Consider the following 25,977-nt stretch of genomic DNA (forward strand, 5'->3'; position numbering starts at 1 on the left):
GCGTGCGCCGCGCCGCGAACCGGCGCAGGGTCAGGAACGCGCCCGCAGGACCGGCGGTTCGCCCGTCGACCCCCGGTTGACGCCGACGAGGCCCCGCAGCCGGGGCTCCCCGCCGTACGCGGCGTGCATCCGCGGGCCCGCGGCGAGCAGCCCGCCGTCGACGACGATCTCCTCGCCGGTCACGAACCGCGACGCGTCGCCGCAGAGGAACGCGATCACCTCCGCGACGTCCTCCGGCCGGCCGAGCTCGGGCCAGGGCTGGGCCTCCGCCATCACCGCGGCCGTCACGTCCAGGTCCCCGCCGATCAACGGCGTGACGATCACGCCCGGGCACACGGTGTTGACCCGGATCCGGTCCGCGCCCAGCTCGGCCGCGGCCACCTTGCCCAGGTTGAGCACGGCCGCCTTCGCCGCGGAGTAGGCCTGCGGGCCGGCGCCGCCGCTGAAGGCCGCGACCGACGCCGTGTTCACGATCGCGCCGCCGCGCCCGGCCGCCCGCATCGCGCGGGCCCCGTGCTTGATCCCGAGGAACACGCTGCGGACCAGCACTGCGAACGTGTAGTCCCAGTCCTCGACGGTGATGTCGGTGAGCGCCCCGAACGCGCCCCCGACGCCGGCGTTGTTCACCACCGCGTCGATCCGGCCGAACGCCGAGACGCATCGCGCCACGGCCGCCTCGACGTCGTCCTCGCGGGAGACGTCCGCCCGCACGAACTCCGCGCCGAGCTCGGCCGCGGTCCGCGCACCGGTCTCGCCGTTGAGGTCCGCCAGCACCACCCGCCAGCCGTCCGCCTGCAGCCGCGCGACCGCGGCCCGTCCGATACCGCTCGCGCCGCCGGTGACGAGTGCGGCCGGAGCCTCGTTGCCCATGCCCCGGACGCTACCGGTCCACCCCCTGTGCGCGACGTTTCGCGCTAGAGCGCGAATCGCCGTGCACAACCCCGGCCGAGCTGCGAGGACAGGAGAAAACCCAGCTCAGGGCGGGTCGAGCGCGCGAAGCCTCGTTCTCGCGAGGCTGCGCGCTCACAGGGCGGCCTGACGTGCGGCGATGGGGTCCGGGGCGGCGCAGGCGGCCGCGGCACGGGCGCGGCACTCGTCGAGGGTGACCGACGCGAGGGACGCGCCCACCGCGGCCAGTGCACCGGAGCCCATCGACAGCGTGGCGACGCCCAGACCCACCAGCACGGGGGCGAGCGCCGGGTCCGCGGCGGCCTCACCACACACGCCGACCGGCGTCCCGGTCTCCACCGACGCCTCGCCGAGCATCCGGATGAGGCGGAGCAGGGCGGGCTGCCACGGGTCGTTCAGCGCGGCGACGGGCCCGGACTGGCGGTCCGCGGCGAACAGGTACTGCGCGAGGTCGTTCGTGCCGACGGACACGAAGTCCACCTCGGCCATGATCTCCCGGGCCGTCAGCACCGCCGCCGGGATCTCGATCATCACGCCCGCGCTGGTGATCCCGTGGGCGCGGCAGCGCTCGACGAACCAGCGGGCCTCCTCCGCGGTCGCGACCATCGGCGCCATCACCTTCAGCTCGGCGCCGGTCTCCTTCGCGGCGGCGGCCAACCCCGCGAGCTGGCGTTCGAGCACGTCGGCGCCGTTGCCCGGGACCCGCGCGATCCGCAGGCCGCGGACCCCGAGCGCCGGGTTGGGCTCGCCGTCGAGCGTCAGGAAGGGCAGCGGCTTGTCCGCGCCCGCGTCGAGCGTCCGCGCCGTGACGGGCTTGCCGGCGAACGCGGCCAGCACGCCGTCGTAGACCTCGCGCTGCCGCTGCTCCGACGGCTCCTCGGCCGCGGACAGGAACGCGAGCTCGGTGCGGAACAGGCCGACTCCCTCGGCCCGGTCGGCCGCACCCTTCGCGGCACCGGGCGCATCGCCGACGTTCGCCAGCAGCGGGACGACGTGCCCGTCGGCGGTCCGGCCGACGCCGTCCCACTCCGCGGCGACGGCGGCGGCACCGGCCACCGTCGCCTCCTCGGCCGTCGCCACCTCGACGACCTCGCCGGACGATCCGTCGACCACGAGGAACTGCCCGTCGGAGTAGGCCGTCGCCCCGGCACACCCGACGACGGCCGGGATGCCCAGCGAGCGGGCGAGGATCGCGGTGTGGCTGGTCGGCCCGCCCTGCTCCGTGACCAGCGCGAGCGCGACCCCCGGCCGCAGCCCCGCCGTGTCCGCGGGCGCGAGGTCCGCGGCGACGAGGACGGCGGGCGCGTCGAGGTCCGCGACGCCCGGGGCGGGCAGGCCCTGCAGCTCCGCGACGATCCGGTCCCGCACGTCCTGGATGTCCCGCGCGCGCTCGGCCATGTAGCCGCCCATCCCGGCGAGCATCTCCGCGAAGGCGTTCGCCGCCTCCCAGACCGCGCGGGGCGCGGGCCGGCCGTGGCCGACGAGCTCGCGCGCGTTGTCCAGCAGGGCGGGGTCCCCGACCATCGCGATCGTCGCCTCGAGGACGTCCTTCGCGTCACCCGAGACGCTGTCCGCCCGCGCCTGCAACCGCGCGGAGACCACCTCGACCGCGGGCTCGATACGCGCGCCCTCGGCGGCGGGGTCGGCCGGCGCGGGGCCGACCGGCGGCTCACCCGGCGCGTCCGCGACGCGCACGACGCGGCCACCGGCGCGTCCGGGACTGGCGGGGATGCCCTGCAGGGACAGGAGCGTCATCTGAATCTCCTCGGGGTTACTTCGACGTGACCCGTTGACAAACACAGTAAAACCCACATACTCGGACTGAAGCAAGCACCAACCCGGGAGCAAACAAAGATGTATGCAGCGGAGCGACAGCAGTGGCTGCTCAACCGCACCCGTGAGGCGGGGCGGGTCGACGTGGCCGCGACGGCCGAGGAGCTCGACGTCACGCCCGAGACGATCCGGCGGGACCTCGGCACCCTCGAGCGCCAGGGCCTCGTCCGGCGCGTGCACGGCGGCGCCATCCCCGCGGACCGGCTGGACTTCGAGCCCGCCATCGGCCAGCGGGACTCGCTCGCGGGCGTCGAGAAGGAGCGGATCGCCAAGGCGGCGCTCGCCGAGCTCGAGGGCTGTCTGACCGTCCTGCTGGACGCGGGCACCACCACCGCCCGGCTCGCCACGCTCCTCCCGCACGACCGCGAGCTGACGGTCGTCACCAACTCCCTGTCGATCGCCTCCATGCTCGCGACCCGGCCGAACATCGTCCTGCGGCTGCTCGGCGGCCGGGTCCGCGGGACGACGATGGCGGCCGTCGACGACTGGATGGTCGACACGCTCGCCACCCTCACCGTGGACGTCGCGTTCCTCGGCACCAACGGCTTCTCCCCCGAGCGGGGCCTCACGACCCCGGACCCGGCGGAGGCCGCGGCCAAGCGGGCCATGATCGCCGCCGCCCGGCGCTCGGTCGTCCTCGCCGACGCCGCCAAGTACGGCGCGGACCAGTTCGTCCGCTTCGCCACGCTGGACCAGGTCTCGATGCTCGTCACCGACACCGGCCTCGACGCCGCGACCGCCGCGACGATCGAGGCCGCCGGCCCGAGGGTGGTGCGGGCGTGATGCGCGGCGACGCGTTCCTTTCCGCGGTGGCCCGGTCCTGCCCCGTCGACGCACCGCTCCCCGTGGAGGCCCGATCGTGATCGTCACAGTGACCCCCAACCCGAGCCTGGACCGCACGGTCGAGCTCGCCGAGCTCCACCGCGGCGAGGTGCACCGTGCCCTGTCCGGCCGGCTGGACCCGGGCGGCAAGGGCGTCAACGTCGCCCGCGCCCTGACCAAGGCCGGCCTCGACACGATCGCAGTGCTGCCCTCCGGTCGCGCGCCGGGCGGGCGCCTCAACGGACTGCTCGACGCCCTCGGCGTGCATGCGGTCACCGTCCCGATCCACGGGGCGACCCGCTCGAACATCACCCTGGTCGAGCCCGACGGGACCACCACCAAGATCAACGAGCCCGGCCCCGTGCTGACGGCGGAGGAGGTGGCGGAGATCGCCGAGCAGGCCGTGGCCCGCGCCCCCGGCGCGTCGTGGCTGGTGACCTGCGGGTCGCTGCCCGAGGGCATGCCCGGCACCTTCCACGGTGACCTGGTGCGCCGCGCCCGTTCCGGGGGTACCCGGGTGGCTGTGGACACCAGCGGCGCGCCCCTCGTCGCCGCGGTGGCCGCCTGTCCCGACCTGATCAAGCCCAACCACGAGGAGCTGGCCGAACTGGTCGGCCGGCCCCTCGACAGCCTCGGCGACGTGCTCGCCGCGGCCCGTGAACTCCGTGCCGGCGGTGTCGGCGCGGTCCTGGTCAGCCTGGGCGCCGACGGCGCCCTGCTGGTCGAGGAGTCCGGCGAGTACCACGCCATGACCCCTCCCGTCACCGTGCGGAGCACGGTCGGCGCCGGGGACGCCACCCTGGCCGGCTTCCTGGCCGCGGGTGGCGCCGGACCGGACGCCCTGCGTCGCGCGGTCGCCTACGGCGCCGCCGCGTGCCGCCTGCCGGGAAGCGCGATGCCCGGCCCGCTCGACATCCCGCTCGCCGATGTCCGGCTCCACCCTGCGCCCGACGCCGCCCTCGTCCTCTAGAAGGAGACGCCACAATGACCGAACCGTTGATCACCGCCGATCTCGTCGACCTCGACCTGCCGTCCGACGACCGCCGCGAGGCGGTCCGGGCCCTGGCCGAGCGTCTGGTCAAGGCGGGCCGGGTCACCGACATCGACCAGTTCCTCGCCGACATCGAGGCTCGTGAGGCGCAGATGCCCACCGGTCTCGAGGGGGGCATCGGGATCCCGCACTGCCGCTCCGCCGCCGTCACCGTGCCGAGCCTCGCGTTCGGCCGCAGCACCGCGGGGGTGGACTTCGGCGCCGAGGACGGCCCCGCACGGCTGATCTTCATGATCGCCGCACCCGAGGGCGGCAACACCGACCACATGACCGTGCTGGCCGCGCTGGCCCGGCGGCTGGTCCGCAAGGCGTTCAAGAACGAGCTGCTCGAGGCGACCGACGCCGGTCACGTCGCCGACTACGTCCAGAAGGAGGTCGCGGGATGAAGCTGCTCGCCGTCACCGCGTGCCCCACGGGCATCGCCCACACGTACATGGCCGCCGAGGCCCTCGAGGTCGCCGCCGAGGAGGCGGGCCACGAGATCGTCGTCGAGACGCAGGGCTCGGCCGGCTCCACCCCGTTCACTCCCGAGCAGCTCGCCGAGGCGGACGCGATCATCCTGGCCGCGGACGTCGAGGTCCGGGACAAGGAACGCTTCGCGCACCTGCCGACCGTCACCAGCGGCGTCAAGAAGGCCATCGGCGGGGCGGACGGCCTCATCGAGCAGGCCGTCGCCGCCGCCGAGGCCGCACCGAAGGGCTCGCCGGCCGCCGCGGCACCCGCCCTGGCCGTCAAGCAGACCGGGCCGGGCACCGCGTCCAAGGTCCGCGGCTGGCTGATGACGGGTGTCTCCTACGTCATCCCGTTCGTCGCCGCGGGCGGCCTGCTGATCGCTCTCGGCTTCGCGATCGGCGGCTACCAGATCACGGACGCGCCGTCGGTCACCAAGGGCTTCGACTGGGGCTCCTCCACGAGCTGGGCCGCGCTGATGTTCCAGCTCGGCGCCCTCGCCTTCGGCCTGCTCGTGCCGGTGCTCGCCGGCTTCATCGCTTTCGCGATCGCGGACCGGCCCGCGCTGGTCCCCGGGTTCGTTGGCGGCCTGGTGGCCGTCGAGACCGGCGCCGGGTTCCTCGGCGGCCTCGTCGCCGGCCTGCTCGCCGGCGGGCTGATCTTCTGGATGAAGCGGATCAGGGTGCCCAGGGCGCTGGCCGGGATCATGCCGGTGCTGGTGCTGCCGCTGATCGGCACCGCGATCGTCGGCGGGATCATGTTCGTGGTCATCGGCGGACCGCTCGCCGCGGCGACGACCGGGCTCACCAACTGGCTGAACAGCCTCTCCGGCACCAACGCGATCCTGCTGGGCGCGCTGCTCGGCCTGATGATGGCCTTCGACATGGGCGGGCCGGTCAACAAGGCCGCCTACGCCTTCGCCGTCGCCGGGCTCTCGACGCCGTCGAACACCGCCCTGCTGATCATGGCGGCGGTCATGGCCGCCGGCATGACCCCGCCGTTGGCCATGGCGCTGGCGACGACGGTGCGCAAGCGCCTGTTCAGCGAGGTCGAGCGGGAGAACGGGCGGGCCGCCTGGCTGCTCGGCATCTCGTTCATCACCGAGGGGGCGATCCCGTTCGCCGCGGCCGACCCGTTGCGCGTCATCCCGTCGCTCATGGTTGGTTCCGCGGTCACCGGCTCGCTCTCGATGGCCTTCGGCAGCACCCTGCGGGCCCCGCACGGCGGCATCTTCGTGCTCCCGCTGATCGGCAACCCGGCCGGCTACCTGATCGCGATCATCGTCGGGACGGTCGTGTCCGCCGCACTCGTCATCACGCTGAAGACCCTGGGCCGCCGGAAGACGGCTGTCGCCGAGACCACCGACACCACCCCCGCCGCGGCTCCGCGCGCCGCCGCCCACGCCTGATCCCGAGGAGAAGAACACCATGGCCGAGCGCCGCGTCAAGGTCGGATCGTCCGTGGGGCTGCACGCCCGCCCCGCCAACCTGTTCTGCAAGGCCGCCGGGCAGCAGCCCGCGAAGGTCACCATCGCCGCGGGTGACCGCGGCCCGGTCGACGCCCGCAGCATCCTCTCCGTCCTCGGGCTCGGGGTGAACAGCGGCGAGGAGGTCGTGCTCACCGCCTCCGACGACGCGGACGGCGAGGCCTCGCTGGACGCGCTGGCGGACCTGCTGGCCCAGGACCTGGACGCCGTCCCCAACTGAGCCACCCGGGCGCTCGCTCCTCCTGAGCGCTCCCCTGCCGGACGGGCGGTTCTGCCGAGGGCACTCGGGAGGGCCGCCCGTTCGCACGTCCGGATGTTTCGTCGCTGTGACAACCGGCGGAAGGCCGACCCCCAGCGATGGCCCGGGGACGGTGCAGGGGCGACGATGGCTGCAGGACCTCACCGTTCCCGACGTCGCGAGCGGACGCACTCCCGATAGGACGGAGCACCACGGTGACCGCGAGCGCCCACCGCACCGAACTGCTGGCCCCGGACTCGCTGGCCGCGCACTCCGGTGTCGTCTCCGAGTCCGAGCACGACGCGCTGCGGGCGGACATCCGCCGGCTCTCGACGATGCTCGGCCGGACCGTCGCCCACCAGGCGGGGGACGAGCTGCTGGAGCTGGTCGAGGAGGTCCGCAAGCTCGCCCGGGACGCCACGGCGAAGGGCGGTGACCCGGACGCGGTCACCCGGCGGCTCGCGGGACTGGACACCGGCACCGCCGTCACCCTGGCCCGGGCGTTCTCCCAGTACTTCCAGCTCGCGAACGTCGCCGAGCAGCTGCACCGCTCCCGCGAGCTGCGGACCCTGCGCCCGCAGGACGCGCGCCCGTTGCACACGGTCATGGAGCGCCTCGCCGCGGAGGCGGACCGCGCCGCCGTCCAGGACGTCCTGGCCCGGGCCCAGCTGCGGCCCGTCTTCACCGCGCACCCCACCGAGTCCTCCCGGCAGTCCGTGCTGGCGATCCTGCGCCGGGTCGCGGACGGGTTGGACCACGGGCTCCCCGACGACGAGCTGGGCGCGCTCGTCGACCTGCTCTGGCAGACGGACGAGATCCGGCCCGGCAAGCCGACCGTCGCCGACGAGGCCCGCGCCGTCGGCTGGTTCATGGAGCAGCTGGGCTCGCGCACCGTCCCGGACGTGATCGGCGAGTTCGGCCGGGAGGCGAAGGCGCACGGCTTCGACGTCCCGGCGGACTCGCGCCCGTTGACGCTCGGGGTCTGGGTCGGCGGGGACCGCGACGGCAACCCCAACGTGACCCCGGACGTCACCCGCGACACCCTCGAGCTCTACGCGGACCGTGCCCTGAAGATCCACGGCGCGCTGGTCGAGCAGCTGATCCAGGAGCTCTCGATCTCCACCAAGGTCGTGGGCGTCTCCGAGGAGCTGCGCGGCGCGCTGGCCCGGGACCGGCGCAGCCTCCCGGAGATCCACGAGCGCTTCATCCGGCTCAACGCGAACGAGCCGTACCGGCTCAAGCTGTCCTACATCCAGGCGCGGCTGGAGAACACCCGCGCCCGGATCGCGGAGAAGGCCGCGCACGTCCCCGGGCGGGACTACCAGGGCTCGACGGAGTACGTCGCGGACCTGGGCGTCCTGGACCGCTCGCTGCGCGGCCACCTCGGCGCCCGGATCGCGGACGGCACCCTCGCCCGCACCATTCGCGCAGGCCAGGCGCTCGGGCTGCACCTCGCCGAGCTGGACATCCGCGAGCACAGCCAGCGCCACCACGACGCCCTCGGCGCGATCTACGACTCCCTCGGCGAGCTGGACAAGCCCTATGCGGAGCTGACTCGTGAGGAGCGCCGGGAGCTGCTGTCGCAGGAGCTGCAGGGCGGGCGGCCGCTGATCCGCCGGCACTACGGCGTCCCGGACGAGGCCGCGCAGGTCGTCGCGACGTTCGACATGCTGCACGAGGTCCAGCACGAGTTCGCCCCGGAGGTCGCGCAGACCTACATCGTGTCCATGGCCCAGGACGTCGACGACATCCTGGCCGTCACGGTGCTGGCCCGCGAGTCCTACATGGTCGAGCTGAAGACGGACCCGCGCTCGTCGGTGGACCTGGTGCCGCTGTTCGAGACCGTCGAGGAGCTTCTCCAGGCGGGCCCGCTGCTCGACGCGCTGCTGTCCGACCCGGGCTACCGCCAGCAGGTCCGCAACCGCGGCGACCTGCAGGAGATCATGCTGGGCTACTCGGACTCCAACAAGGGCGCCGGGATCACCAGCTCACAGTGGGAGATCCACCGCGCCCAGCGCCAGCTGCGCGACGTCGCCGCGCAGCACGGCGTCCGGCTGCGGCTCTTCCACGGCCGCGGCGGCTCCGTCGGCCGCGGTGGCGGCCCTGCTGGCGAGGCGATCGCGTCCGCCCCGTACGGCAGCGTCGACGCCACGATGAAGCTCACCGAGCAGGGCGAGGTCATCTCGGACAAGTACTCGCTGCCGACCCTCGCGCACGACAACCTGGAGATCCTGCTCGCCTCGATGCTCGACGCCAGCCTGCTCCACCAGGCGTCGCGCTGGCCCGACGAGACCCTCGCCCGCTGGGACGAGGTCATGACCTGCGTGTCGGAGGCGTCGAAGACGGCGTACCGGCGGCTGGTCGGGGACCCCGACCTGCCGGAGTTCTTCACCTCGGCCACCCCGGTCGACGAGCTGGGCCGGCTCAACGTGGGCTCCCGGCCGTCGAAGCGTCCGGGCAAGGGCGCCCCCTCCCTCGACGACCTCCGCGCGATCCCGTGGGTCTTCGGCTGGACGCAGACCCGGATGGTCGTCCCGGGCTGGTACGGCCTGGGCAGCGGGTTGGCGGCCGCCCGCGAGGCCGGGTACGGCGAGACCCTGGAGGAGATGCGGGACTGGGCCTTCTTCTCCAACCTGCTCGGCAACGTCGAGATGACCTTGGCCAAGACGGACCTGCGGATCGCCTCGTACTACGTGTCCGCGCTGGTGGAGCCCGCGCAACAGGGGCTGTTCGAGCTGATCCGGGCCGAGCACGAGCTGACCCTGCGCGAGCTGCTGCGGCTCACCGGGGACAGCACGCTGCTGGAACGGCACCCCGTCCTGCGCAACACGCTCTCGGTGCGCAACGCCTACCTCGAGCCGCTGCACCACCTGCAGGTCGAGCTGCTGGCCCAGCGCCGCAAGGCGGGCGAGTCGGACCCGGACCTCGAGCGCGCCCTGCTGCTCACCATCAACGGCATCGCGGCGGGCATGAAGAACACCGGCTGACGCCTCGTGCGCGAATAACGTTGTTCCCGCGAGGATCTCCGCGCACGAGGGCACGCTACCTTCAGCGCCGGGTCAGCCGGCCGCGAGCGCCGGCCGCCCCGCCGGTGAGCCCTCGGTGATCCAGCGGCCGAGGCGCTCCCGCGAGAACAGCTCGTCGACGACCATGAACGCCGCCCCCCGCAACCCGACCCGGTCGCTGAGCGGGGACAGCCCCACCTGCAGGTCCCGGGTGGCCAGCGGGAGCGAGCGGCGGTAGACCGCCTGCCGGATCGACGCCAGCAGCAGGTTCCCGGACGCGCCCACCCTGCCGCCGAGCAGGATCATCGACGGGTTGAAGAAGTTGACCAGCGCGGCGAGGGTCTCCCCGACGATCGCCCCGGCCCGCTGCAGGAGCTCGACGGCGACCGGGTCCCCGAACTCCGCGGCCCGGCCCACGTCGTGCGCGTCCAGCATGCCGGCCTCGGCCAGCCGCGCGGCCAGCACCGGGCTGCGCCCGCTCGCCGCCGCGGCCGTCGCGTCCCGGGCCAGCGCACCGCCGCCGGCCAGCGCCTCCAGGCAGCCGGTGTTGCCGCACCGGCACACTACGTCCGCCGCCTCCGGGACCGACCCGCCGAGCGAGATGTGCCCGATGTCGCCGGCGCAGCCCTGGGCGCCGCGGTGCAACCGTCCACCGGAGACCAGCCCGGCCCCGATGCCCGTGCCGATCTTGACGTAGATCAGATCGTCCACATGGCGCGCCAGCCCGCAGCGGACCTCGCCGAGCGCCATCATGTTCACGTCGTTGTCCACCCAGACGGGCGCGTCGTACCGGGCGGCGAGGCGATCCCGCACGGGGTGGCCGTCCCAGCCCGGCATGATCGGCGGCGCCATCGGCCTGCCGGACGCGAACTCGACGGGCCCCGGCACTCCGACCCCGACCCCCCAGACCGGCGCCGACGGGCCCTCGGCCAGCAGCGCGTCGAACAACGCCTCGACGTGGGCCAGGGTCGCGTCCGGGCCGGCGGCGATGTCCCACGTCTCGGCCCGGTGTCCGAGGAGCTCCCCGGCCAGGTCGGTGAGGCCCGCGGTGATGCTCGTGGCCCCCAGCTCGGCGACGAGGACGATGCCCGCGTCCGCGCGGAAGCGCAGCTGGCGGGGTGCGCGGCCACCGGTGGAGGGCCCGAGCGGGCCCTCCGCGACGAGGCCGCTGGCCAGCAGCTGGCCGAGACGCTGGGTCACGACCGTGCGCCCGAGGTCGGCGCGACGGGCCAGCTCCGGCCGTGTCTGCGCCTCGCCCGAGCGTATGAGGTCGAGCAGGGTCACCAGGCCGTCGAGTTGGTCCGGTGCGATCCCCGGCTCCGCCATCGTCCCCCTCCTTCGCGCGTGTGGCCGACGGTTCCGAGCGTAAGCTATTGACTTCTGTTTGTAGCGAACATTAGCGTGCTCGCATCGGTCCAAAGGAGGAGCGGGCATGCGACTCGGCTACCACTCGATCACCTGGGGCGGCGTCACCGGCGACGCGTCCGGGGTCACCAGCGTCAAGGACCTCGTCTACCGCGTCCCCGGGGACATGCACCGCGCCCTGCGCGACATCGCCGCGGCCGGGTACGAGGGCGTCGAGATCTTCGACGGCAACGTCGCGGAGCTCGCCGACGCCGGCCTGGCGGAGCTGCTCGACGAGACCGGGCTCGCCCTGGTCAGCGTCTACACCGGCGCCAACTTCATCTATCCGGACATCCTCGACGACGAGCTGTACCGGGTCCGGCGCGCCGCCGAGCTCGCGCAGCGCTTCGGCGCCGAGCAGCTCGTCGTCGGGGGCGGGGCCCGCCGCGCCGCCGGCACCACCGACCTCGACTACGACCGGCTCGGCGAGGCCCTCGACACCGTGGACGGGATCGCCGGCGAGCACGGCCTCTCGGCCTGCTACCACCCGCATCTGGGCACGATCGTCGAGGGACCGGACGAGGTCGAGAAGGTCTTCGCCCGCACCCGGATCGGCTTCTGCCCGGACACCGCGCACCTCGCCGCGGGCGGCGGGGACCCGGCGGCGCTGATCCGCCGCTACCCGGACCGCATCCGGCACGTGCACCTGAAGGACCTGCGGAACGGCGCGTTCCTGCCCCTCGGCGAGGGCGACGTCGACTTCGACGACGTGCTCGCCGCGGTCCGCGAGGTCGGCTACGACAGCTGGCTCCTCGTCGAGCTCGACTCCTACGACGGCGACCCCGCCGAGGCGGCCCGGATCAGCAAGGCGTTCCTCGACGCCCACCTGCCCAAGGCGCTCGCATGAGCCGGCGCGCACGCGGCCGCGCCGTCGCCGTCGCGGTCGCCCTGCTCGTCGCCCTCGCGGGCTGCGCGAGCACCGGCACGGCCGCCCCGCCGCAGCGCGGGTACCCGCCCGCCCAGCAGGCGCTCGCCGCCCTCGCCGGCACCGTCCTCGCCACCGGCCCCAACGGCGAGACCCCGGCCAGGGCGGACGCGGTGAGCCTCACCCCGGCCGAGATCGAGCAGGTCCGGGCGAAGAAGGCCACCGCCGCGATCGTCATGCACTACACCGGCGACGGCTGGACCGACGCCCAGATCGCGGGCCTGCGCCAGCAGTTCGACGAGCTGGGCATCGAGGTCGTCGCCGTCACCGACGCCAACTTCGAACCCGACCGCCAGGTCTCCGACATCGAGACGGTGCTCGCGCGCAAGCCGGACATCATCGTCTCCATCCCCGCCGACCCGGTGGCCACCGCGGGCGCCTACCGGCAGGCCGCCGCGGCCGGCGTGAAGCTCGTCTTCATGGACAACGTGCCGCAGGGCATGGTGGCCGGGAAGGACTACGTCTCCGCGGTGTCGGCGGACAACGTCGGCAACGGCGTGGTGGCCGCGCACCTGATGGCCGACGCGATCGGCGGCCGGGGCGAGATCGGCGTCGTCTTCCACGAGGCGGACTTCAAGGTCACCCGCCAGCGGCTGGAGGGCTTCGAGCAGACGATCGCGAAGGACTACCCGGACATCCGGATCGTCGACCGCAAGGGCGTCACCGGGCCGGACTTCGCCGGGCAGGCGCAGGCCGCGGCCACCGCGATGATGGTCAAACACCAGGAGCTGGCCGGGATCTGGGGCGTCTGGGACGTCCCGACCGAGGGCGTCATCGCCGCGGCCCGCGCGATCGACCGCTCCGACCTGGCGATCACCACCGAGGACCTCGGCCCGAACGTCGCCATCGCGCTGGCCTCGAACCAGTACGTGACGGGACTCGGCGCTCAGCGGCCGTTCGACCAGGGGCTGACCGAGGCGAAGCTCGCCGCCTACTCCCTGATCGGCAAGCAGGCGCCGCCCTACGTCGCGCTCGACGCGCTGCCGGTGACCCACGACAACGTCCTCGAGGCGTGGCGCGAGGTCTACCACTCCGACCCGCCCGCGCAGGTCACCGAATCGCTCACGGGAGGCCGGTCATGACCGCAGACGCACCTCGTCCCGCGGAGGCGCCGTCGACGCCGGCGATCGAGATGACGGGGATCGAGAAGGGCTTCGGCGGCACCCCGGTGCTGAAGGGTGTCGACTTCACCCTCGAGGCCGGCGAGGTGCACGCGCTCGCCGGCGGGAACGGGGCAGGCAAGTCGACCCTGATGAAGATCCTCCAGGGCGTGCACCGCCCGGAAGGCGGCACGATCCGCGTCGCCGGCCGCGAGGTCGCGTTCTCCGCGCCCAAGGACGCCGAGGCGGCCGGCATCGGGATGGTGTTCCAGGAGTTCAGCCTGGTGCCCACGTTGACGGTGGCCCGCAATGTCTTCCTCAACCACGAGCCGCGCCGCTTCGGCCTCATCGACGACGCCGCCATGGTGCGCCGCGCCGGGGAGATCCTCGCGGGGATGGGTGTGGACCTCGATCCCACGGCGCCGCTGCACACGCTCTCGACGGGCTACTGGCAGCTCACCGAGATCGCCAAGGCCCTCGCGCTCGACGCGAAGGTCCTGATCATGGACGAGCCGACCGCCAGCCTGACGAAGACCGAGTCCGAAGCGCTGTTCGCGCTGATCGAGCGGCTCAAGGGGCAGGGCGTCTCGATCGTCTACATCTCCCACCGGATGGAGGAGATCTACCGCATCTGCGACCGGATCACCGTCCTCCGCGACGGCGGGGTGGTCATGACGGAGCCGATTGCGGACGTGACGCCGGAGCGGATCGTCGAGGCGATCGTCGGGCGGCAGATGGAGAACGCGCTCGAGTGGGAGGAGCGCGCCGCACTCGACGGGGAGGGCCCGCCTCTGCTGGAGGTGCGGAACCTGACCGCGGCCAACGGGGTCACGGACATGTCGTTCTCGCTGCGCGCCGGGGAGATCCTCGGCCTGGCCGGGCTGATGGGCAGCGGCCGCACCGAGCTCGCGAGGCTGATCTTCGGGATCGACCGGCCCACGTCGGGCGAGATCCTGCTACGCGGCGAGCCCGCCGGGATCACCAACCCGCGGATCGCCATCGCCAAGGGGATCGCGCTCGTCCCCGAGGACCGTCGCCTGCAGGGCCTCGTCCTCACCCACGCCGTGCGGGACAACCTGCTGCTGCCCGCGCTCGGCGGCCTCACCCGGGCCGGGTTCGTCGACGACCGGTCGGGCGACGGCCTCGCCGCCCGGCTGATCGAGCGCCTGCAGATCCGGCTCTCCTCGCCGAAACGGCCCGTGAACCTGCTCTCCGGCGGGAACCAGCAGAAGGTCGTCATCGGCAAGTGGCTGGGCCGCGACCCCGACGTGCTGATCCTCGACGAGCCCACGGCGGGCGTCGACATCGGCACCAAGACCGAGATCATCCAGCGGATCCGCGAGCTGGCCGACTCGGGCAAGGCCGTCATCGTCATCTCCTCCGAGCTGGCGGAGCTCCTCGCCGTCAGCGACCGCGTCCTGGTCCTGCGGCGCGGCACCGTCACGGCAGATCTCGACCGGCGGGACATCGCCGACGAGGAGTCCCTCCAGCTCGCGATCCAGGGAGTCTGATCATGTCAACCTCGACCCTCGACCCCACCCCGGTCGGCACGAAGCCCGGCGGGCCGCTGCGCGGACTCGACTGGCGCAACTACGCGATCTACATCGGCTTCGTCGTGGTGTTCGCGCTGTTCGCGATCCTGCTGGGCGGCGACGGCTTCCTCACCGGCACGAATCTCCTCAACATCTTCCGGCAGACCGCGATCATCTCGATCATGGCCGTCGCGATGACGTTCGTGATCGCCTCCGCGCAGATCGACCTGTCGGTCGGGTCGACGGCGGGCCTGTCCAGCGTCGTCGCCGCGCTCGCGATCGGCAGCACGGGCAACGCGCTGTTCGGCGTGCTGGCCGGGCTCGGCGTCGGCCTGGGCGTCGGAATCATCAACGGCGGCCTGGTGACGTTCCTCGGGATGCCGTCGTTCCTGGTGACGCTGGCGATGCTCGGCATCGCGTTCGGGCTGGCGCAGTTCATCACGACGTCCGCCCCGGTGCCGATCCTGAACGACACGTTCAACGCGATCTTCGGCGGCGGCAACATCGGACCGATCCCCGGGCTGCTGGTCTGGACGGTCATCGCCGTGGCCGTCGGCGCGGTCGTGCTGGCCAAGACCCGCTACGGCCGCCAGGTCCTCGCCACCGGGGGCAACCGGGTGGCCGCGGAGTACAGCGGCGTGAACACCAAGCGGATCACCTTCACGGTGATGCTGGTGTCGTCGCTGGTGGCGTCGATCGCCGGGATGCTCTACGCCGGGCGCCTGGAGTCCGGCCGCTACCAGTGGGGCACCGGCGACGAGCTTCTCCGTCATCGCGGCGGTGATCCTCGGCGGGACCTCGCTCTTCGGCGGGGCCGGCAGCGTGATCGGCGCGCTGTTCGGCTCGCTGCTCATCGGACTCATCAACAACGGCCTGATCCTCGCGGGCCTCGACAACAGCCAGCAGCAGATCATCCGCGGCCTGATCATCATCGTCGCGGTGGCGCTGGCGCGGAAGAAGTGATGACGGATCGGATACGCGCCGGGATCATCGGCGCTGGCTTCATCGGCACCGTGCACGCGCATGCGGTCCGGGCGGCGGGCGGGACCGTCACCCGGGTGGCCGCGTCGAGTCCGGAGCGGTCGGCCGCGGCCGCCGCCCGGCTCGGCGCACTCGCCCCGGCGGACACCGGTGCGGACCTGATCGACGCCGACGACGTCGACGTCGTGCACATCTGCACCCCCAACTCGCTGCACGTGCCCCTGGCCCGGCGCGCACTCGCCGCGGGCAAGGCCGTGGTGTGCGAGAAGCCGCTGGCCACCGCGCTGGACGACGCCCGCGCGCTCACGGCGGAGGCCGCGGGCGCGACGGCCACCGTCCCGTTCGTCTACCGCTTCTATCCCGCGGTCCGGGAGGCCCGGGCGCGGGTCGCCGCCGGGGACGCCGGGCCGCTGCACCTACTGCACGGTGCCTACCTGCAGGACTGGCAGGCGGGCGGCGCGGGCGCCGGCTGGCGGGGCGCCGCGGCCGAGGGCGGGGAGCACGGAGCCTTCGCCGACATCGGCGTGCACTGGTGTGACCTCGTCGAGTTCGTCAGCGGGCACCGCATCACCCGTCTGCTGGCGCGCACGGCCGGCGGTGGGACGCGCACCACCGTGCAGTTCGAGACCGACGGCGGCGCGGCGGGGTCGGTGGTCGTCAGCCAGACCGCGATCGGCCGCCGGAACAGCCTGCGCTTCTCCCTCGACGGCGAGCGCGCCGCGTACGGCTTCGACCAGGAGCACCCCGAGGACCTGCTCGTCGGCGGCATGGACGGGAACCTGACCGTGCACCGCGGCTCCCCCGCCACGTCGCCTGCGGCGCAGCGTTTCTCCCTGCTCCCGCCCGGGCATCCGCAGGGCTACCAGGACTGCTTCAACGCCTTCGTCGCCGACACCTACGCGGCGATCGGCGGCGAGGCCCCTGACGGCCTGCCCACCTTCGGCGACGGCACACGGGCGGCCGCGCTGACCGACGCCGTGATCACCAGCTCGACCACTCGGACGTGGACGGAGGTCCCTGCATGAAGCTCGGTTTCCTGACCGCATGCCTGCCGGATCGGCCACTGGCCGACATCGCCGCCTGGGCGGAGTCGCAGAAGTACGAGGCGCTCGAGGTGGCCGCCTGGCCCGACCTCGGCGACAGGCCGTTCACCGCCACCCACCTCGACGCCGCCGGGTTCGGGGAGAAGGAGGCCGACGAGACGCGTGCGCTGTTCGAGAAGCACGGTCTCACGCTCAGCTCGCTCGCCTTCTACGACAACAACCTCCACCCCGACCCGGCCGAGCGGCAGGCGATCAACGACCACGTCCTCGCCTGCATCGACGCCGCCGCTCTGGTCGGCTGCCCCACCGTCGGCACGTTCATCGGCCGGCACCCCGGGAAGTCGGTCGCAGAGAACCTGCGCGAGGCCGAGCAGCTCTTCCCACGGCTGGTGGACCGCGCCGGGGAGAAGGGCGTCAAGCTCATCATCGAGAACTGCGTGATGGAGGGCTGGCACCCGGACGGCTACCCGGGCAACCTCGCCTACTCCCCGGCTTCTGGGAGTGGATGTTCGACCTCGGGCTCTACCTGAACTTCGACCCGTCCCACCTGATGTGGATGGGCATCGACCCCGTCGAGGCGCTCAAGCCCTACGTCGACCGGATCCCGCACGCCCAGGCCAAGGACATCCAGCTCTTCCCGGAGAAGCGGAACCACTACGGGTGGCCGGGCAAGGCCGTGGTCCGCGAGGACCCGTTCGACGTGGGGTGGTGGCGCTACCGCGTCCCCGGGCTCGGCGAGGTCGACTGGCTCCGCGTCGTGGACGCGCTCTACGAGGGCGGCTTCGACGGCGTGCTGTCGGTCGAGCACGAGGACCCGGTCTGGGGCGGCACCGAGGACAGGATCCACACCGGGCTGCAGGTCGCGCACCGCACCCTGCGCCCGCTGATCGTCGCCTGAGGAGAGAAGTGCGCTACACCGCAGAGATCCTGCCGTACCACGACTACCCGCTCGAGGTGGCGATCCGCGAGCTCGCCGGGCTCGGGTTCACCGAGGTCAACCTGTGGTCCTCGGCTGCGCCGCTGGCCCACCACGTCGACCCGGGTGACGACCCCGCCGCGATCCGGGCGATGCTCGACCGCTACGGCGTCCGTCCTTGCGGCCTGACGATGTACGGCAAGACGCAGGACGAGATGCTCCAACGCATCGACTTCGCCCGTGACCTGGGCATCGACACCGTGATCTTCGACTGCGAGGCCAACTACCCCGACTTCGTCGCGAAGTTCCTGCCCCCGCTGGTGGAGGCCGCCGCCCGCAACGGCGTGCGGATCGCCGTGGAGAACCACCTCACCGTGCCGTTCAGCGCCGACTTCGAGTCCGGTCACGGCGAGGAGCAGCGCTGGGACGAGGGCGTGGACACGCTCGCGCAGATCAAGCGGCTCGTTCGCGACATCGACCACCCGAACCTCGGGATCTGCCTCGCGCCGCCGCACCTGTGGGTGATGCAGGACGGCATCAGCGAGGCGATCACCTGGCTCGCCGAGCGCAAGAAGCTCTTCTACTACTACATCTGGGACATCGACCGCGCCTACCGCCACCGCGTGGACGGGCTCAACTTCGGGCCCGGTGAGCAGCAGCTCCCCCGGCCCGGCGGCACGCTCGACCACGCCGTCCCGCTGGGGACGCTCGCGCGCGTCGGCTACCGCGGCCCCGCCAGCCTCAAGTGCCACGGCACCGGCGGCTGGCCCCTGCACCACATCACCACCGAACTGGCCAAGGCCGACGCGTACGTGCGCTCGTGCCTGGCCGCCATCTGAACGGAGCAATCTTGTCCGAGATCGACGCCTACGGCGGATCCACCCGATGGACCTTCGACGCCACCGGAGCGTTCCGGCTCGACCGCGACGGCGACCGGTGGTGGCTGGTCGACCCCATCGGCAACGGGTTCCTGTCCGTCGGCCTCAACCACATCGACGACTCCGACCTCAAGTACCCGCACAACCTCGACATCTGGAAGAAGCGCTACGGCAGCTCCCGCGAGCGCTGGATCTCCGAGGGCGTCGTCGCCGACCTGAAGAACTGGGGCTTCAACTCGATCGGCTGGACCCAGCAGTACATCGGCGGCGGCTGGCGCGAGAAGTTCGACTGGTCGCAGATCGTCGTCGTCGAGCACGGGTCGCAGTGGACGGTGGCCGACCTCGAGGCCGCCGGGATGCCGTACATCATCCAGATGCGCCTGGCGGAGAACGAGAACTGGAACGGGCGCCCGTACTACCCCGACGTCTTCGACCCCGACTTCGACGACCACTGCGCCTATCTCGCGCGCAGCATCTGCGTCGACGCGGCCGAGAGCAAGAACCTCATCGGCTACTCGTTCGTCGACGCCCCGCTGTGGTTCCGCCACCCCGCGGGCGCGGACTGGCCCGGCCTGGAAGGCCTCGAGGGCGACAAGCGTGACGCGAAGCTGTTCGAGATCGCCACGAAGTACTACGAGACGATCCACCGCCACATCCGCACCTACGACCCGCACCACCTGATCCTCGGCGACCGCTACAACGGCGACAACGAACTCCCCGAGGTGGTGCTCGAGGCGGCGAAGCCCTACATCGACGTGCTGTCCGTGCAGTACTACCCGGGCAACGACCAGACGTCGCGCGACCAGATGATCACGCACGCCCGCGGTCTGTACGAGCGCGTCGGCAAGCCGATCCTGATCCCCGACATCGGCAACTGGACCGCCACCGAGCTCAACCCGCAGCGCACGATGGACGGCGTGCCCGACCAGGCCACCCGCGCCCGGCACTACATCGACACGTTCACCGACCTGGTGCGCGAGCCCTGGCTGCTGGGCTGGCACTGGTGCGGCTACGTCGAGAACCTCTCGCGAGGCTGGGGCATGAAGGACCCGTGGGACGAGCCGTACGGCGAGTACGTCGACCCCATCGCGGACTTCAACCGCCGCGTCTACGACCTGCTCCCGTAATTCCCGAGGAGAACCATGCTCGACATCACCGACCACGCCGGCATCCCCGTCACGCACGGCCGCAAGACCGTCAACGGGGTGCGGCTGCACTACGTCACCGCCGGGTCGGGGCCCGCGCTCGTGCTGCTGCACGGCGTGCCGAAGACTTGGTACTACTGGCATCGCGTCATCCCGCTGCTCACCGAGCACTTCACCGTGATCGCGCCCGACGTGCGCGGTTTCGGCGACTCCGAGCGGCCCGCGGACGGCTACGACATGGGCACCATCGCCGAGGACATCGGAGCGCTGCTCACCGAGCTCGGCCACGAGACGTTCGCGGTGGCGGGCGAGGACTGGGGCGCCGCGTTCGCCTACGCCGTCGCGGCGACGTTCCCCGAGCGCGTCACGAAGCTGTCCTACGGCGAGATGCTGCTGCCCGGCTTCGGGCTGGAGGACTGGTCGGCGCTCACCGCCGACAACGTGCGGTCCAGCCACTTCCTGTGGCACGTCGGCTTCTTCCACGTCCCGGACTTCCCGGAGATGCTGATCACCGGCCGGGAGGAGATCTTCTGGTCGACGTGGATGAAGAACGAGACCTACAACCCCGCCGCGATCACGCCGGACTGCGTGGCCGAGTGGACGCGCTGCTCGTCGGCGCCGGGCGGGCTGCGGGCGATCTTCGAGGTCTACCGCGCCACGTTCACCAACATCGCGCTCGACGAGAAGTGGGGCCAGACCAAGCTCCCGATGCCGGTGCTCGCGGTGGCCAGTGAGCTGTTCATCGGCGAGGAGACACGCCGGCAGATGGAGCGGGTGAGCGACGACGTGCGCTACGTCGAGATCGCCGAGTGCGGACACAGCATGGCGCTGGAGCAGCCGGCGGAGCTGGCCGGCGTCCTGCGCGACTTCTTCGCTGCGTGAGAAAGAACGGAAGGAACTGACATGGGCCGCATGGACGGCAAGGTCGCGGTGATCACCGGCGGCGGACGCGGGCAGGGCCGCTCGCACGCGGTCACGCTCGCGAGCGAGGGCGCCGACGTCGTCATCCTCGACGCGCCGGGCGACATCGCCACCATCGACTATGCGATGAGCACCGCCGACGACATGGCCGAGACCGTGGCGCTGGTGGAGAAGCACGACCGGCGCTGCCTGGCGATCGAGGCCGACATCCGCGACACCGCCGCGGTGAACACCGCCGCGGAGCAGACGATGTCCGAGTTCGGCCGCGTCGACGCGCTGATCTCCAACGCCGGCGTCATGGGCGCGGCGGACAGCACGTGGCAGCTCACCGACGAGCAGTGGCAGGACATGCTCGATGTCAACGTGACCGGCGGGTGGAAGGTGTGCCGGGCGTTCATCCCGCACATGATCGCCGGAAAGCGCGGCGGGGCGATCACGCTCACCGGTTCCACCGGTGGGCTGCGCTCGGTGGCCGGCTGCACGCACTACAACGTGGCCAAGCACGGCCTCATCGCGCTGATGCGCACGCTCGCGTGGGAGCTGGCGCCGGAGATGATCCGGGTCAACGTCGTGCACCCGACGGGCGTCAACACCGACATGTCCAACAACCCGTGGTTCGTCGAGTGGATGGGCACCCACGAGCGGCTCACCGGCCCGATGCGCGGCAACCTCATGCCCGTGGACGTGGTGCAGCCCGAGGACGTGTCGAAGATGATCGCGTTCCTCGTCAGCGACGACGCCCGCTACGTCACCGGCACGGAGGTGCGGGTGGACGCGGGCTTCATGCTGAAGTAGCCCCTTCTCGGACGGCGCGGTGCATGGCCATCCGGTGGCCGGCGTCCTGCGGGCGCCGGAACATCGTCCGCCCGATCACCGCCTCGCCGACCCGACCGGGGACAAGATCCACACCGGGCTGCAGGTCGCGCCCCGCACGCTGCGCCCGCTGATCGTCGCCTGAGGAGGCACTATGAAGATCGTCGACCACGAGGGAAACCCCGTCCGCCACGGCCGCGCGACCGTGAACGGGGTGCGCCTGCACTACCTCACGGCGGGCAGCGGCGAACCCGTCCTGCTGCTGCACGGCGTCCCGAAGACCTCGTACCACTGGCGGCACGTGATCCCCCTGCTCACGCCGCAGTACACCGTGGTGGTCCCGGACATGCGCGGCCTCGGTGACTCCGAGCACGCGACGAGCGGCTACGACATGCGCAACGTGGCCGAGGATTTCGCGCAGCTGATGACCGAGCTGGGCCACGAACGCTTCCGCCTCGTCGGCGAGGACTGGGGCGCCGCCGCGGCCTACCAGCTCGCGTCGGCCTACCCGGAGCGCGTCCGGCAGCTCGTCTACCAGGAGATGATCCTGCCCGGCTTCGGCCTGGAGGACTACTCGTTCCTCACGCCCGAGAACGTCCGTAGCTACGTCTGGCTCTGGCACATCAACTTCTACTCGGTGCCCGAGTTCCCGGAGATGCTGATCAACGGCCACGAGCGGGAGTACTTCTCGTACTTCATGAAGCACGAGACGCACGACCCGGCGGCGATCACGCCGGACGCGCTCGACGAGTACGTGCGGTGCTACTCCTCGCCGGGCGGCGTGCGTTGCATGTGCGAGATCTACCGGGCGACGCTGACCGACGGCGACCAGAACCGCGCGTCCGCGAAGAAGAAGCTGCCGATGCCGGTGCTCGCCGTCGGCAGCGAGCACTTCATCGGCGCGGACAACGAGCGGCAGATGCGGGAGGTCGCCGACGACGTCCGCGCCGTGATCCTGCCCTGGGGCCACCAGCTGGCCGAGGAGTCCCCGGACGAGCTCGCCGGGCACTACCTGCGGTTCTTCGCCGGGGAGGAGCCGGCATGAGCGCCTTCGCGATCCGGGACGGGCGGCTCGTCGACCCCGACGGCGCCCCGTTCCTGTCCCTTGGCCTCAACCACGCGGACGAGACCGCGCTGAAGTTCCCGCGCAACGTCGACGTCTGGCGCGAGCGGTACGGCTCCCGGGAGAGCTGGATCCGCGACGGGGTGGTGTCCGACCTGCGCAGCTGGTCCTTCACCACGCTCGGCTGGACGCAGGAGTACGTCGGCGGCGGCTGGGGCGAGGCGCTGGACTGGTTCGGCGACCCGATCGACCTGAAGCACTCCACGCCGTGGTCGGCCGCGGAGCTGCGCACGGCCGGGATGCCCTACGTCGCGCAGCTGCCGGTGCAGGAGATCGAGGACTGGAACGGCTATCCGGCGTTCCGCCCGCTGGACGACGACTTCGAGGTCTGGTGCGACTACCTGGCCCGCAGCATCGTCGTCGAGCACGCGGAGTCGCCGGACCTGCTCGGGTACTTCCTGGTGGACATCCCGGCCTGGCTGCCGCATGCGTCCGGCCGGGACTTCGCCGAGCTGGCGGGACTCGACCCGGCCGAACGGGAGAAGCGGCTCTACGACGTCGCGAGCCGCTACTACGAGACGGTCGCGGCCGCGATCCGCCGCTACGACCCGGACCACCTGATCCTGGGTGACCGGTTCAACGGCAACAAGGGCATCCCCGAGCCGGTCCTGCGGGCGATGGCACCCCACGTCGACGTGCTCTCCGTCCAGTACTTCACCGAGCCGACCGCGGAGTCCCGCACCCGGCTGCACGACGACCTGGCGGCGTGGCGCGAGCAGTGCGGCGACAAGCCGGTGATCGTCGCCGACGTCGGCAACTGGACGCCCACACAGCTCAACCCGCACCGCGAGGGCCTGCCCGACCACGCCGCGCGCGGCGCCGACTACGGCGCCGCCCTCGACGCGGTGCTGCACGAGCCGTGGCTGGCGGGCTGGCACTGGTGCGGCTACGTCGAGAACACCGGTGGCCGGGGCTGGGGCCTCAAGGACCCCTGGGACGAGCCCTACCGCGACCTCACGGACGCGATCACCGAACACAACCGCCGCGCGCTGGCGCGGTACGGAAGGAACTGAGATGGGACAGCTGGACGGGAAGGTCGCCGTGATCACCGGCGGCGGCCGGGGACAGGGCCGCTCGCACGCGATCCGGCTGGCGGAGGAGGGCGCGGACATCGTGGTCTGCGACATCACCGAGCAGGTCGGGTCGGTGCCGTTCCCGACCGGGCGCCCGGGTGACCTCGAGGAGACCGTGGCCGCGGTCGAGAAGCTCGACCGGCGCTGCGTCGCGCTGCAGGCCGACGTCCGCAGCACCGCGGACATGAACCGGCTCGCGGACACCGCGATGAAGGAGTTCGGGCGGATCGACATCCTGCTCGCCAACGCCGGCATCCTCAGCCTGTCGGACAACACCTGGGAGCTCGACGACGAGACCTGGGACGACATGATCGACATCAACCTGACCGGCGTGTTCAAGGCCTGTCGGGCCGTGGTGCCGCACATCCGGGCGGGCGGGCGGGGCGGCTCGATCGTCATCACGTCGTCGATCGCGGGGCTGCGCGGCGTCGCGGGCTGCACGCACTACACGGCGGCCAAGCACGGCATCGTCGGCCTGATGCGCACGCTGGCGCGCGAGCTGGCGCCCGAGTCGATCCGGGTGAACACGCTCCACCCCACGGGCGTGGACTCGCCGATGTCGAACAACGACTTCTTCCCGAAGTGGCTCGACGAGCACAAGGAGCTCGGCGACGCGATGCGGTTCAACCTCATGCCGGTCGACGCCATGCCGATGCGCGACGTCTCCGACGTGGTCGCGTTCCTCGTCTCCGACGCCGGCAAGTGGGTCACCGGCACGACCATGCAGGTGGACGCGGGCTTCATGCTCAAGTGACACTTTCCCCGCCTCCCGCCGGGACCGATCACCCGGCGGGGGCGGGGACCGCGATCCGGGTGGCCTCGGTGCGGCCGCGGAGGACGACGGAGTCCTCGACGCTCCAGCGCTCCGCCTCCCGCCCGCTCGCCAGTGACACCGCCGCGCCCGAGGCGACGACTCCGCCGGGCGCGGTCTTCGCCAGCTCGGTGAGCCGGGCGGCCTCGTTCACCGGGTCCCCGATCACCGTGTACTCGTAGCGGCGGACGTCCCCGACGTTGCCCGCGACGGCGTCCCCCGCGGAGACGCCGATGCCGGCGGTGAGGTCCGGCAGCTCCTCGGCCAGCCGTTCGGCCAGCTCCCGGCCCGCCGCCAGCGCGCACCCGGCGACGTCCGGAAGATGGTTCGGGGCGCCGAAGACGGCCAGCGCGGCGTCGCCCTCGAACTTGTTGATCCAGCCGCCGTGCCGCTCCACCACCTCGACGACCACGGCGAAGAACGCGTTGAGCACGCCCACGACCTCGGTCGGCGGGCGCTGCGCGGCCATTGCCGTCGACCCGACGAGATCGACGAAGAGCACCGCGACCCGTCGCACCTCGCCGCCGAGCTCCACCCCGTCCGACGCCGCCGCGGCCCGCGCGACCTCGTGCCCGACGTGCCGGCCGAACAGGTCCCGGATCCGCTCGCGCTCGGCGAGGCCCTCGGCCATGGTGTTGAACCCGGCCTGCAGCCGGCCGAGCTCGGTGTTGTCGTAGACGGGGACGCGGACGTCGAAGTCGCCCTGCTCCACCCGCTGCATCGCCCGCCGCACCGCGACCACCGGGTCCGAGGTCGCCCGCGCCGCCCCGATCGTCGTCAGCACCCCGGCCAGCAGCGCGCTCCCGCCGATGGCCAGCACCATCACCGCGAGCCGCTCCGCGGTGACGTCGCCGAACACCAGGGTCGCGATCCCCGCGAGCAGCAGCCCGCCGACCGGGACCGCGGTGCCGAGCGTCCAGAACAGCACCGCCCGCACGAGCACGCCGGGGACGAACCTCCGCTGCCGGGGCGGGGTGCGGGACAGCACGCGGGAGGCGGCGCCGCGCAGGATCCGCTCGGTGAGCAGGTAGGACAGCGAGCAGGTCGCGATTGCGCCGATCGTGATCGTCTCGGCGATCTGCATGGCGAGCCGCGGGGAGAAGCGCAGGTTGAACAGTCCGAACAGGACGACGGCGCCGATCCAGAGCGTCGCCAGGATCGTGACGATCCGCAGCGGCCCGTAGAGCACGAGGTGGCGGATCCGGCGTTCCGGGTCCCTCCGCGCGGTGCGCCCCAGCCGGAACCGCAGGCTGCCCCACACGAACCCCAGCGGCACGCAGACCACGAGGTAGCCCGCGAACAGCAGCACGTTGACGACGCGGGCCCGCCCGGGATCGGCGAGCCCGCCCGTGGGGAGCACCCACGCCCCGAGCACGAACACGATCAGCGCGCCGCCGATGTTCGCCACCGCCACGACGGCAGCCAGCAGCAACCGGACGGGCCAGCCAATGACCGAGCGTCCAGGTGTCAGGTCACGGCTGCGGGGGAGCGCAGGCGACGGCAGGTCCGCCATGGCGG

24 protein-coding genes are annotated in these 25,977 nt (G+C 72.3%); 20 read left to right on the forward strand and 4 right to left on the reverse strand.

Annotated elements, in window-relative coordinates; genetic code table 11:
- Window positions 1-30 precede the first annotated feature (30 nt).
- The gene (locus WBK50_RS30085) at window positions 31-870 is read right to left on the reverse strand and encodes an SDR family NAD(P)-dependent oxidoreductase (RefSeq protein WP_341338795.1); all 840 of its coding nucleotides are present in this window, start codon (window positions 868-870) and stop codon (window positions 31-33) included.
- 153 nt (window positions 871-1,023) lie between these two features.
- Entirely contained in the window at window positions 1,024-2,664 is a 1,641-nt protein-coding gene (locus WBK50_RS30090; protein WP_341338796.1) for a phosphoenolpyruvate--protein phosphotransferase, read from the reverse strand.
- 99 nt (window positions 2,665-2,763) lie between these two features.
- Between WBK50_RS30090 and WBK50_RS30095 the strand changes: the two genes are divergently transcribed.
- The 6 genes from WBK50_RS30095 to ppc all read left to right on the forward strand — a co-directional run bounded on the left by WBK50_RS30095 (window position 2,764) and on the right by ppc (window position 9,776).
- Window positions 2,764-3,525, forward strand: coding sequence for a DeoR/GlpR family DNA-binding transcription regulator (locus WBK50_RS30095; protein WP_341338797.1), 762 nt, complete (start codon window positions 2,764-2,766; stop codon window positions 3,523-3,525).
- A gap of 76 nt (window positions 3,526-3,601) precedes the next feature.
- Complete coding sequence (pfkB, locus tag WBK50_RS30100; protein WP_341338798.1) at window positions 3,602-4,534, forward strand: 1-phosphofructokinase; 933 nt, start codon at window positions 3,602-3,604, stop codon at window positions 4,532-4,534.
- A 14-nt stretch (window positions 4,535-4,548) separates the two neighbouring features.
- The gene (locus WBK50_RS30105; RefSeq protein WP_341338799.1) at window positions 4,549-5,001 is read left to right on the forward strand and encodes a PTS sugar transporter subunit IIA; all 453 of its coding nucleotides are present in this window, start codon (window positions 4,549-4,551) and stop codon (window positions 4,999-5,001) included.
- Entirely contained in the window at window positions 4,998-6,473 is a 1,476-nt protein-coding gene (locus tag WBK50_RS30110; protein ID WP_341338800.1) for a PTS fructose transporter subunit IIC, read from the forward strand. Before WBK50_RS30105 ends, WBK50_RS30110 begins: the two co-directional genes overlap by 4 nt.
- Before the next feature lie 19 nt (window positions 6,474-6,492).
- Window positions 6,493-6,771: an HPr family phosphocarrier protein gene (locus tag WBK50_RS30115; RefSeq protein WP_341338801.1), complete on the forward strand. Its 279-nt coding sequence runs from the start codon at window positions 6,493-6,495 to the stop codon at window positions 6,769-6,771.
- 233 nt (window positions 6,772-7,004) lie between these two features.
- Complete coding sequence (ppc, locus tag WBK50_RS30120; protein WP_341338802.1) at window positions 7,005-9,776, forward strand: phosphoenolpyruvate carboxylase; 2,772 nt, start codon at window positions 7,005-7,007, stop codon at window positions 9,774-9,776.
- Window positions 9,777-9,848: 72 nt separating this feature from the next.
- Here the strand turns inward: ppc and WBK50_RS30125 are convergent, their stop codons facing one another.
- The gene (locus WBK50_RS30125) at window positions 9,849-11,120 is read right to left on the reverse strand and encodes an ROK family protein (protein WP_341338803.1); all 1,272 of its coding nucleotides are present in this window, start codon (window positions 11,118-11,120) and stop codon (window positions 9,849-9,851) included.
- A 106-nt stretch (window positions 11,121-11,226) separates the two neighbouring features.
- Here WBK50_RS30125 and WBK50_RS30130 point away from each other — a divergent pair, with 106 nt between their 5' ends.
- From WBK50_RS30130 to WBK50_RS30195, 14 genes are read left to right on the forward strand one after another with little or no spacing between them, the layout of a single operon-like run.
- Window positions 11,227-12,045 carry a sugar phosphate isomerase/epimerase family protein gene (locus WBK50_RS30130; RefSeq protein ID WP_341338804.1) on the forward strand — a complete coding sequence of 273 codons (819 nt, stop codon included), beginning with the start codon at window positions 11,227-11,229 and terminating at the stop codon, window positions 12,043-12,045.
- Window positions 12,042-13,205 (forward strand): substrate-binding domain-containing protein, encoded by a 1,164-nt coding sequence (locus tag WBK50_RS30135; RefSeq protein ID WP_341338805.1) that lies wholly within the window; start codon window positions 12,042-12,044, stop codon window positions 13,203-13,205. The genes WBK50_RS30130 and WBK50_RS30135 overlap by 4 nt, the downstream gene beginning before the upstream one ends.
- A complete protein-coding gene (locus WBK50_RS30140; RefSeq protein ID WP_341338806.1) occupies window positions 13,202-14,734 on the forward strand; it encodes a sugar ABC transporter ATP-binding protein in 1,533 nt (510 codons plus the stop codon). The genes WBK50_RS30135 and WBK50_RS30140 overlap by 4 nt, the downstream gene beginning before the upstream one ends.
- Window positions 14,735-14,736: 2 nt before the next feature.
- Window positions 14,737-16,761, forward strand: a complete 2,025-nt coding sequence (locus WBK50_RS30145) for an ABC transporter permease subunit (protein ID WP_341338807.1) — start codon at window positions 14,737-14,739, stop codon at window positions 16,759-16,761.
- Window positions 16,758-17,309, forward strand: a complete 552-nt coding sequence (locus WBK50_RS30150) for a sugar phosphate isomerase/epimerase family protein (protein ID WP_341338809.1) — start codon at window positions 16,758-16,760, stop codon at window positions 17,307-17,309. Before WBK50_RS30145 ends, WBK50_RS30150 begins: the two co-directional genes overlap by 4 nt.
- The gene (locus tag WBK50_RS30155) at window positions 17,285-17,677 is read left to right on the forward strand and encodes a sugar phosphate isomerase/epimerase family protein (protein ID WP_341338810.1); all 393 of its coding nucleotides are present in this window, start codon (window positions 17,285-17,287) and stop codon (window positions 17,675-17,677) included. The genes WBK50_RS30150 and WBK50_RS30155 overlap by 25 nt, the downstream gene beginning before the upstream one ends.
- Window positions 17,678-17,685: 8 nt before the next feature.
- The gene (locus tag WBK50_RS30160; protein WP_341338811.1) at window positions 17,686-18,534 is read left to right on the forward strand and encodes a sugar phosphate isomerase/epimerase family protein; all 849 of its coding nucleotides are present in this window, start codon (window positions 17,686-17,688) and stop codon (window positions 18,532-18,534) included.
- 11 nt (window positions 18,535-18,545) lie between these two features.
- On the forward strand, window positions 18,546-19,700 hold the full coding sequence (locus WBK50_RS30165) for an agarase (protein WP_341338812.1): 1,155 nt from the start codon (window positions 18,546-18,548) through the stop codon (window positions 19,698-19,700).
- Between the two features lie 15 nt (window positions 19,701-19,715).
- Window positions 19,716-20,600: an alpha/beta fold hydrolase gene (locus WBK50_RS30170; RefSeq protein ID WP_341338813.1), complete on the forward strand. Its 885-nt coding sequence runs from the start codon at window positions 19,716-19,718 to the stop codon at window positions 20,598-20,600.
- A 21-nt stretch (window positions 20,601-20,621) separates the two neighbouring features.
- Window positions 20,622-21,434, forward strand: coding sequence for a mycofactocin-coupled SDR family oxidoreductase (locus WBK50_RS30175; protein ID WP_341338814.1), 813 nt, complete (start codon window positions 20,622-20,624; stop codon window positions 21,432-21,434).
- A 34-nt stretch (window positions 21,435-21,468) separates the two neighbouring features.
- A complete protein-coding gene (locus tag WBK50_RS30180; protein WP_341338815.1) occupies window positions 21,469-21,597 on the forward strand; it encodes a hypothetical protein in 129 nt (42 codons plus the stop codon).
- Window positions 21,598-21,606: 9 nt separating this feature from the next.
- Window positions 21,607-22,497, forward strand: coding sequence for an alpha/beta fold hydrolase (locus WBK50_RS30185; RefSeq protein ID WP_341338816.1), 891 nt, complete (start codon window positions 21,607-21,609; stop codon window positions 22,495-22,497).
- The gene (locus WBK50_RS30190; RefSeq protein WP_341338817.1) at window positions 22,494-23,588 is read left to right on the forward strand and encodes an agarase; all 1,095 of its coding nucleotides are present in this window, start codon (window positions 22,494-22,496) and stop codon (window positions 23,586-23,588) included. Before WBK50_RS30185 ends, WBK50_RS30190 begins: the two co-directional genes overlap by 4 nt.
- 1 nt (window position 23,589) lies before the next feature.
- Window positions 23,590-24,402 carry a mycofactocin-coupled SDR family oxidoreductase gene (locus tag WBK50_RS30195; RefSeq protein WP_341338818.1) on the forward strand — a complete coding sequence of 271 codons (813 nt, stop codon included), beginning with the start codon at window positions 23,590-23,592 and terminating at the stop codon, window positions 24,400-24,402.
- A 28-nt stretch (window positions 24,403-24,430) separates the two neighbouring features.
- Here WBK50_RS30195 and WBK50_RS30200 read toward each other — a convergent pair whose 3' ends face one another.
- On the reverse strand, window positions 24,431-25,972 hold the full coding sequence (locus WBK50_RS30200) for an adenylate/guanylate cyclase domain-containing protein (RefSeq protein WP_341338819.1): 1,542 nt from the start codon (window positions 25,970-25,972) through the stop codon (window positions 24,431-24,433).
- Window positions 25,973-25,977: the final 5 nt, after the last annotated feature.

Origin of the sequence: Pseudonocardia sp. T1-2H (assembly GCF_038039215.1) — a bacterium.
GTDB lineage: Bacteria > Actinomycetota > Actinomycetes > Mycobacteriales > Pseudonocardiaceae > Pseudonocardia.

What these genes read in the sequence shown, in the direction of transcription:
- WBK50_RS30085 (WP_341338795.1), bottom strand. Translation starts at nt 870, where the DNA reads ATGGGCAACGAGGCTCCGGCCGCACTCGTCACCGGCGGCGCGAGCGGT.
- WBK50_RS30090 (WP_341338796.1), bottom strand. Translation starts at nt 2,664, where the DNA reads ATGACGCTCCTGTCCCTGCAGGGCATCCCCGCCAGTCCCGGACGCGCC.
- WBK50_RS30095 (WP_341338797.1), top strand. Translation starts at nt 2,764, where the DNA reads ATGTATGCAGCGGAGCGACAGCAGTGGCTGCTCAACCGCACCCGTGAG.
- WBK50_RS30105 (WP_341338799.1), top strand. Translation starts at nt 4,549, where the DNA reads ATGACCGAACCGTTGATCACCGCCGATCTCGTCGACCTCGACCTGCCG.
- WBK50_RS30110 (WP_341338800.1), top strand. Translation starts at nt 4,998, where the DNA reads ATGAAGCTGCTCGCCGTCACCGCGTGCCCCACGGGCATCGCCCACACG.
- WBK50_RS30115 (WP_341338801.1), top strand. Translation starts at nt 6,493, where the DNA reads ATGGCCGAGCGCCGCGTCAAGGTCGGATCGTCCGTGGGGCTGCACGCC.
- WBK50_RS30125 (WP_341338803.1), bottom strand. Translation starts at nt 11,120, where the DNA reads ATGGCGGAGCCGGGGATCGCACCGGACCAACTCGACGGCCTGGTGACC.
- WBK50_RS30130 (WP_341338804.1), top strand. Translation starts at nt 11,227, where the DNA reads ATGCGACTCGGCTACCACTCGATCACCTGGGGCGGCGTCACCGGCGAC.
- WBK50_RS30135 (WP_341338805.1), top strand. Translation starts at nt 12,042, where the DNA reads ATGAGCCGGCGCGCACGCGGCCGCGCCGTCGCCGTCGCGGTCGCCCTG.
- WBK50_RS30140 (WP_341338806.1), top strand. Translation starts at nt 13,202, where the DNA reads ATGACCGCAGACGCACCTCGTCCCGCGGAGGCGCCGTCGACGCCGGCG.
- WBK50_RS30145 (WP_341338807.1), top strand. Translation starts at nt 14,737, where the DNA reads ATGTCAACCTCGACCCTCGACCCCACCCCGGTCGGCACGAAGCCCGGC.
- WBK50_RS30150 (WP_341338809.1), top strand. Translation starts at nt 16,758, where the DNA reads ATGAAGCTCGGTTTCCTGACCGCATGCCTGCCGGATCGGCCACTGGCC.
- WBK50_RS30155 (WP_341338810.1), top strand. Translation starts at nt 17,285, where the DNA reads ATGTTCGACCTCGGGCTCTACCTGAACTTCGACCCGTCCCACCTGATG.
- WBK50_RS30170 (WP_341338813.1), top strand. Translation starts at nt 19,716, where the DNA reads ATGCTCGACATCACCGACCACGCCGGCATCCCCGTCACGCACGGCCGC.
- WBK50_RS30175 (WP_341338814.1), top strand. Translation starts at nt 20,622, where the DNA reads ATGGGCCGCATGGACGGCAAGGTCGCGGTGATCACCGGCGGCGGACGC.
- WBK50_RS30185 (WP_341338816.1), top strand. Translation starts at nt 21,607, where the DNA reads ATGAAGATCGTCGACCACGAGGGAAACCCCGTCCGCCACGGCCGCGCG.
- WBK50_RS30190 (WP_341338817.1), top strand. Translation starts at nt 22,494, where the DNA reads ATGAGCGCCTTCGCGATCCGGGACGGGCGGCTCGTCGACCCCGACGGC.
- WBK50_RS30195 (WP_341338818.1), top strand. Translation starts at nt 23,590, where the DNA reads ATGGGACAGCTGGACGGGAAGGTCGCCGTGATCACCGGCGGCGGCCGG.
- WBK50_RS30200 (WP_341338819.1), bottom strand. Translation starts at nt 25,972, where the DNA reads ATGGCGGACCTGCCGTCGCCTGCGCTCCCCCGCAGCCGTGACCTGACA.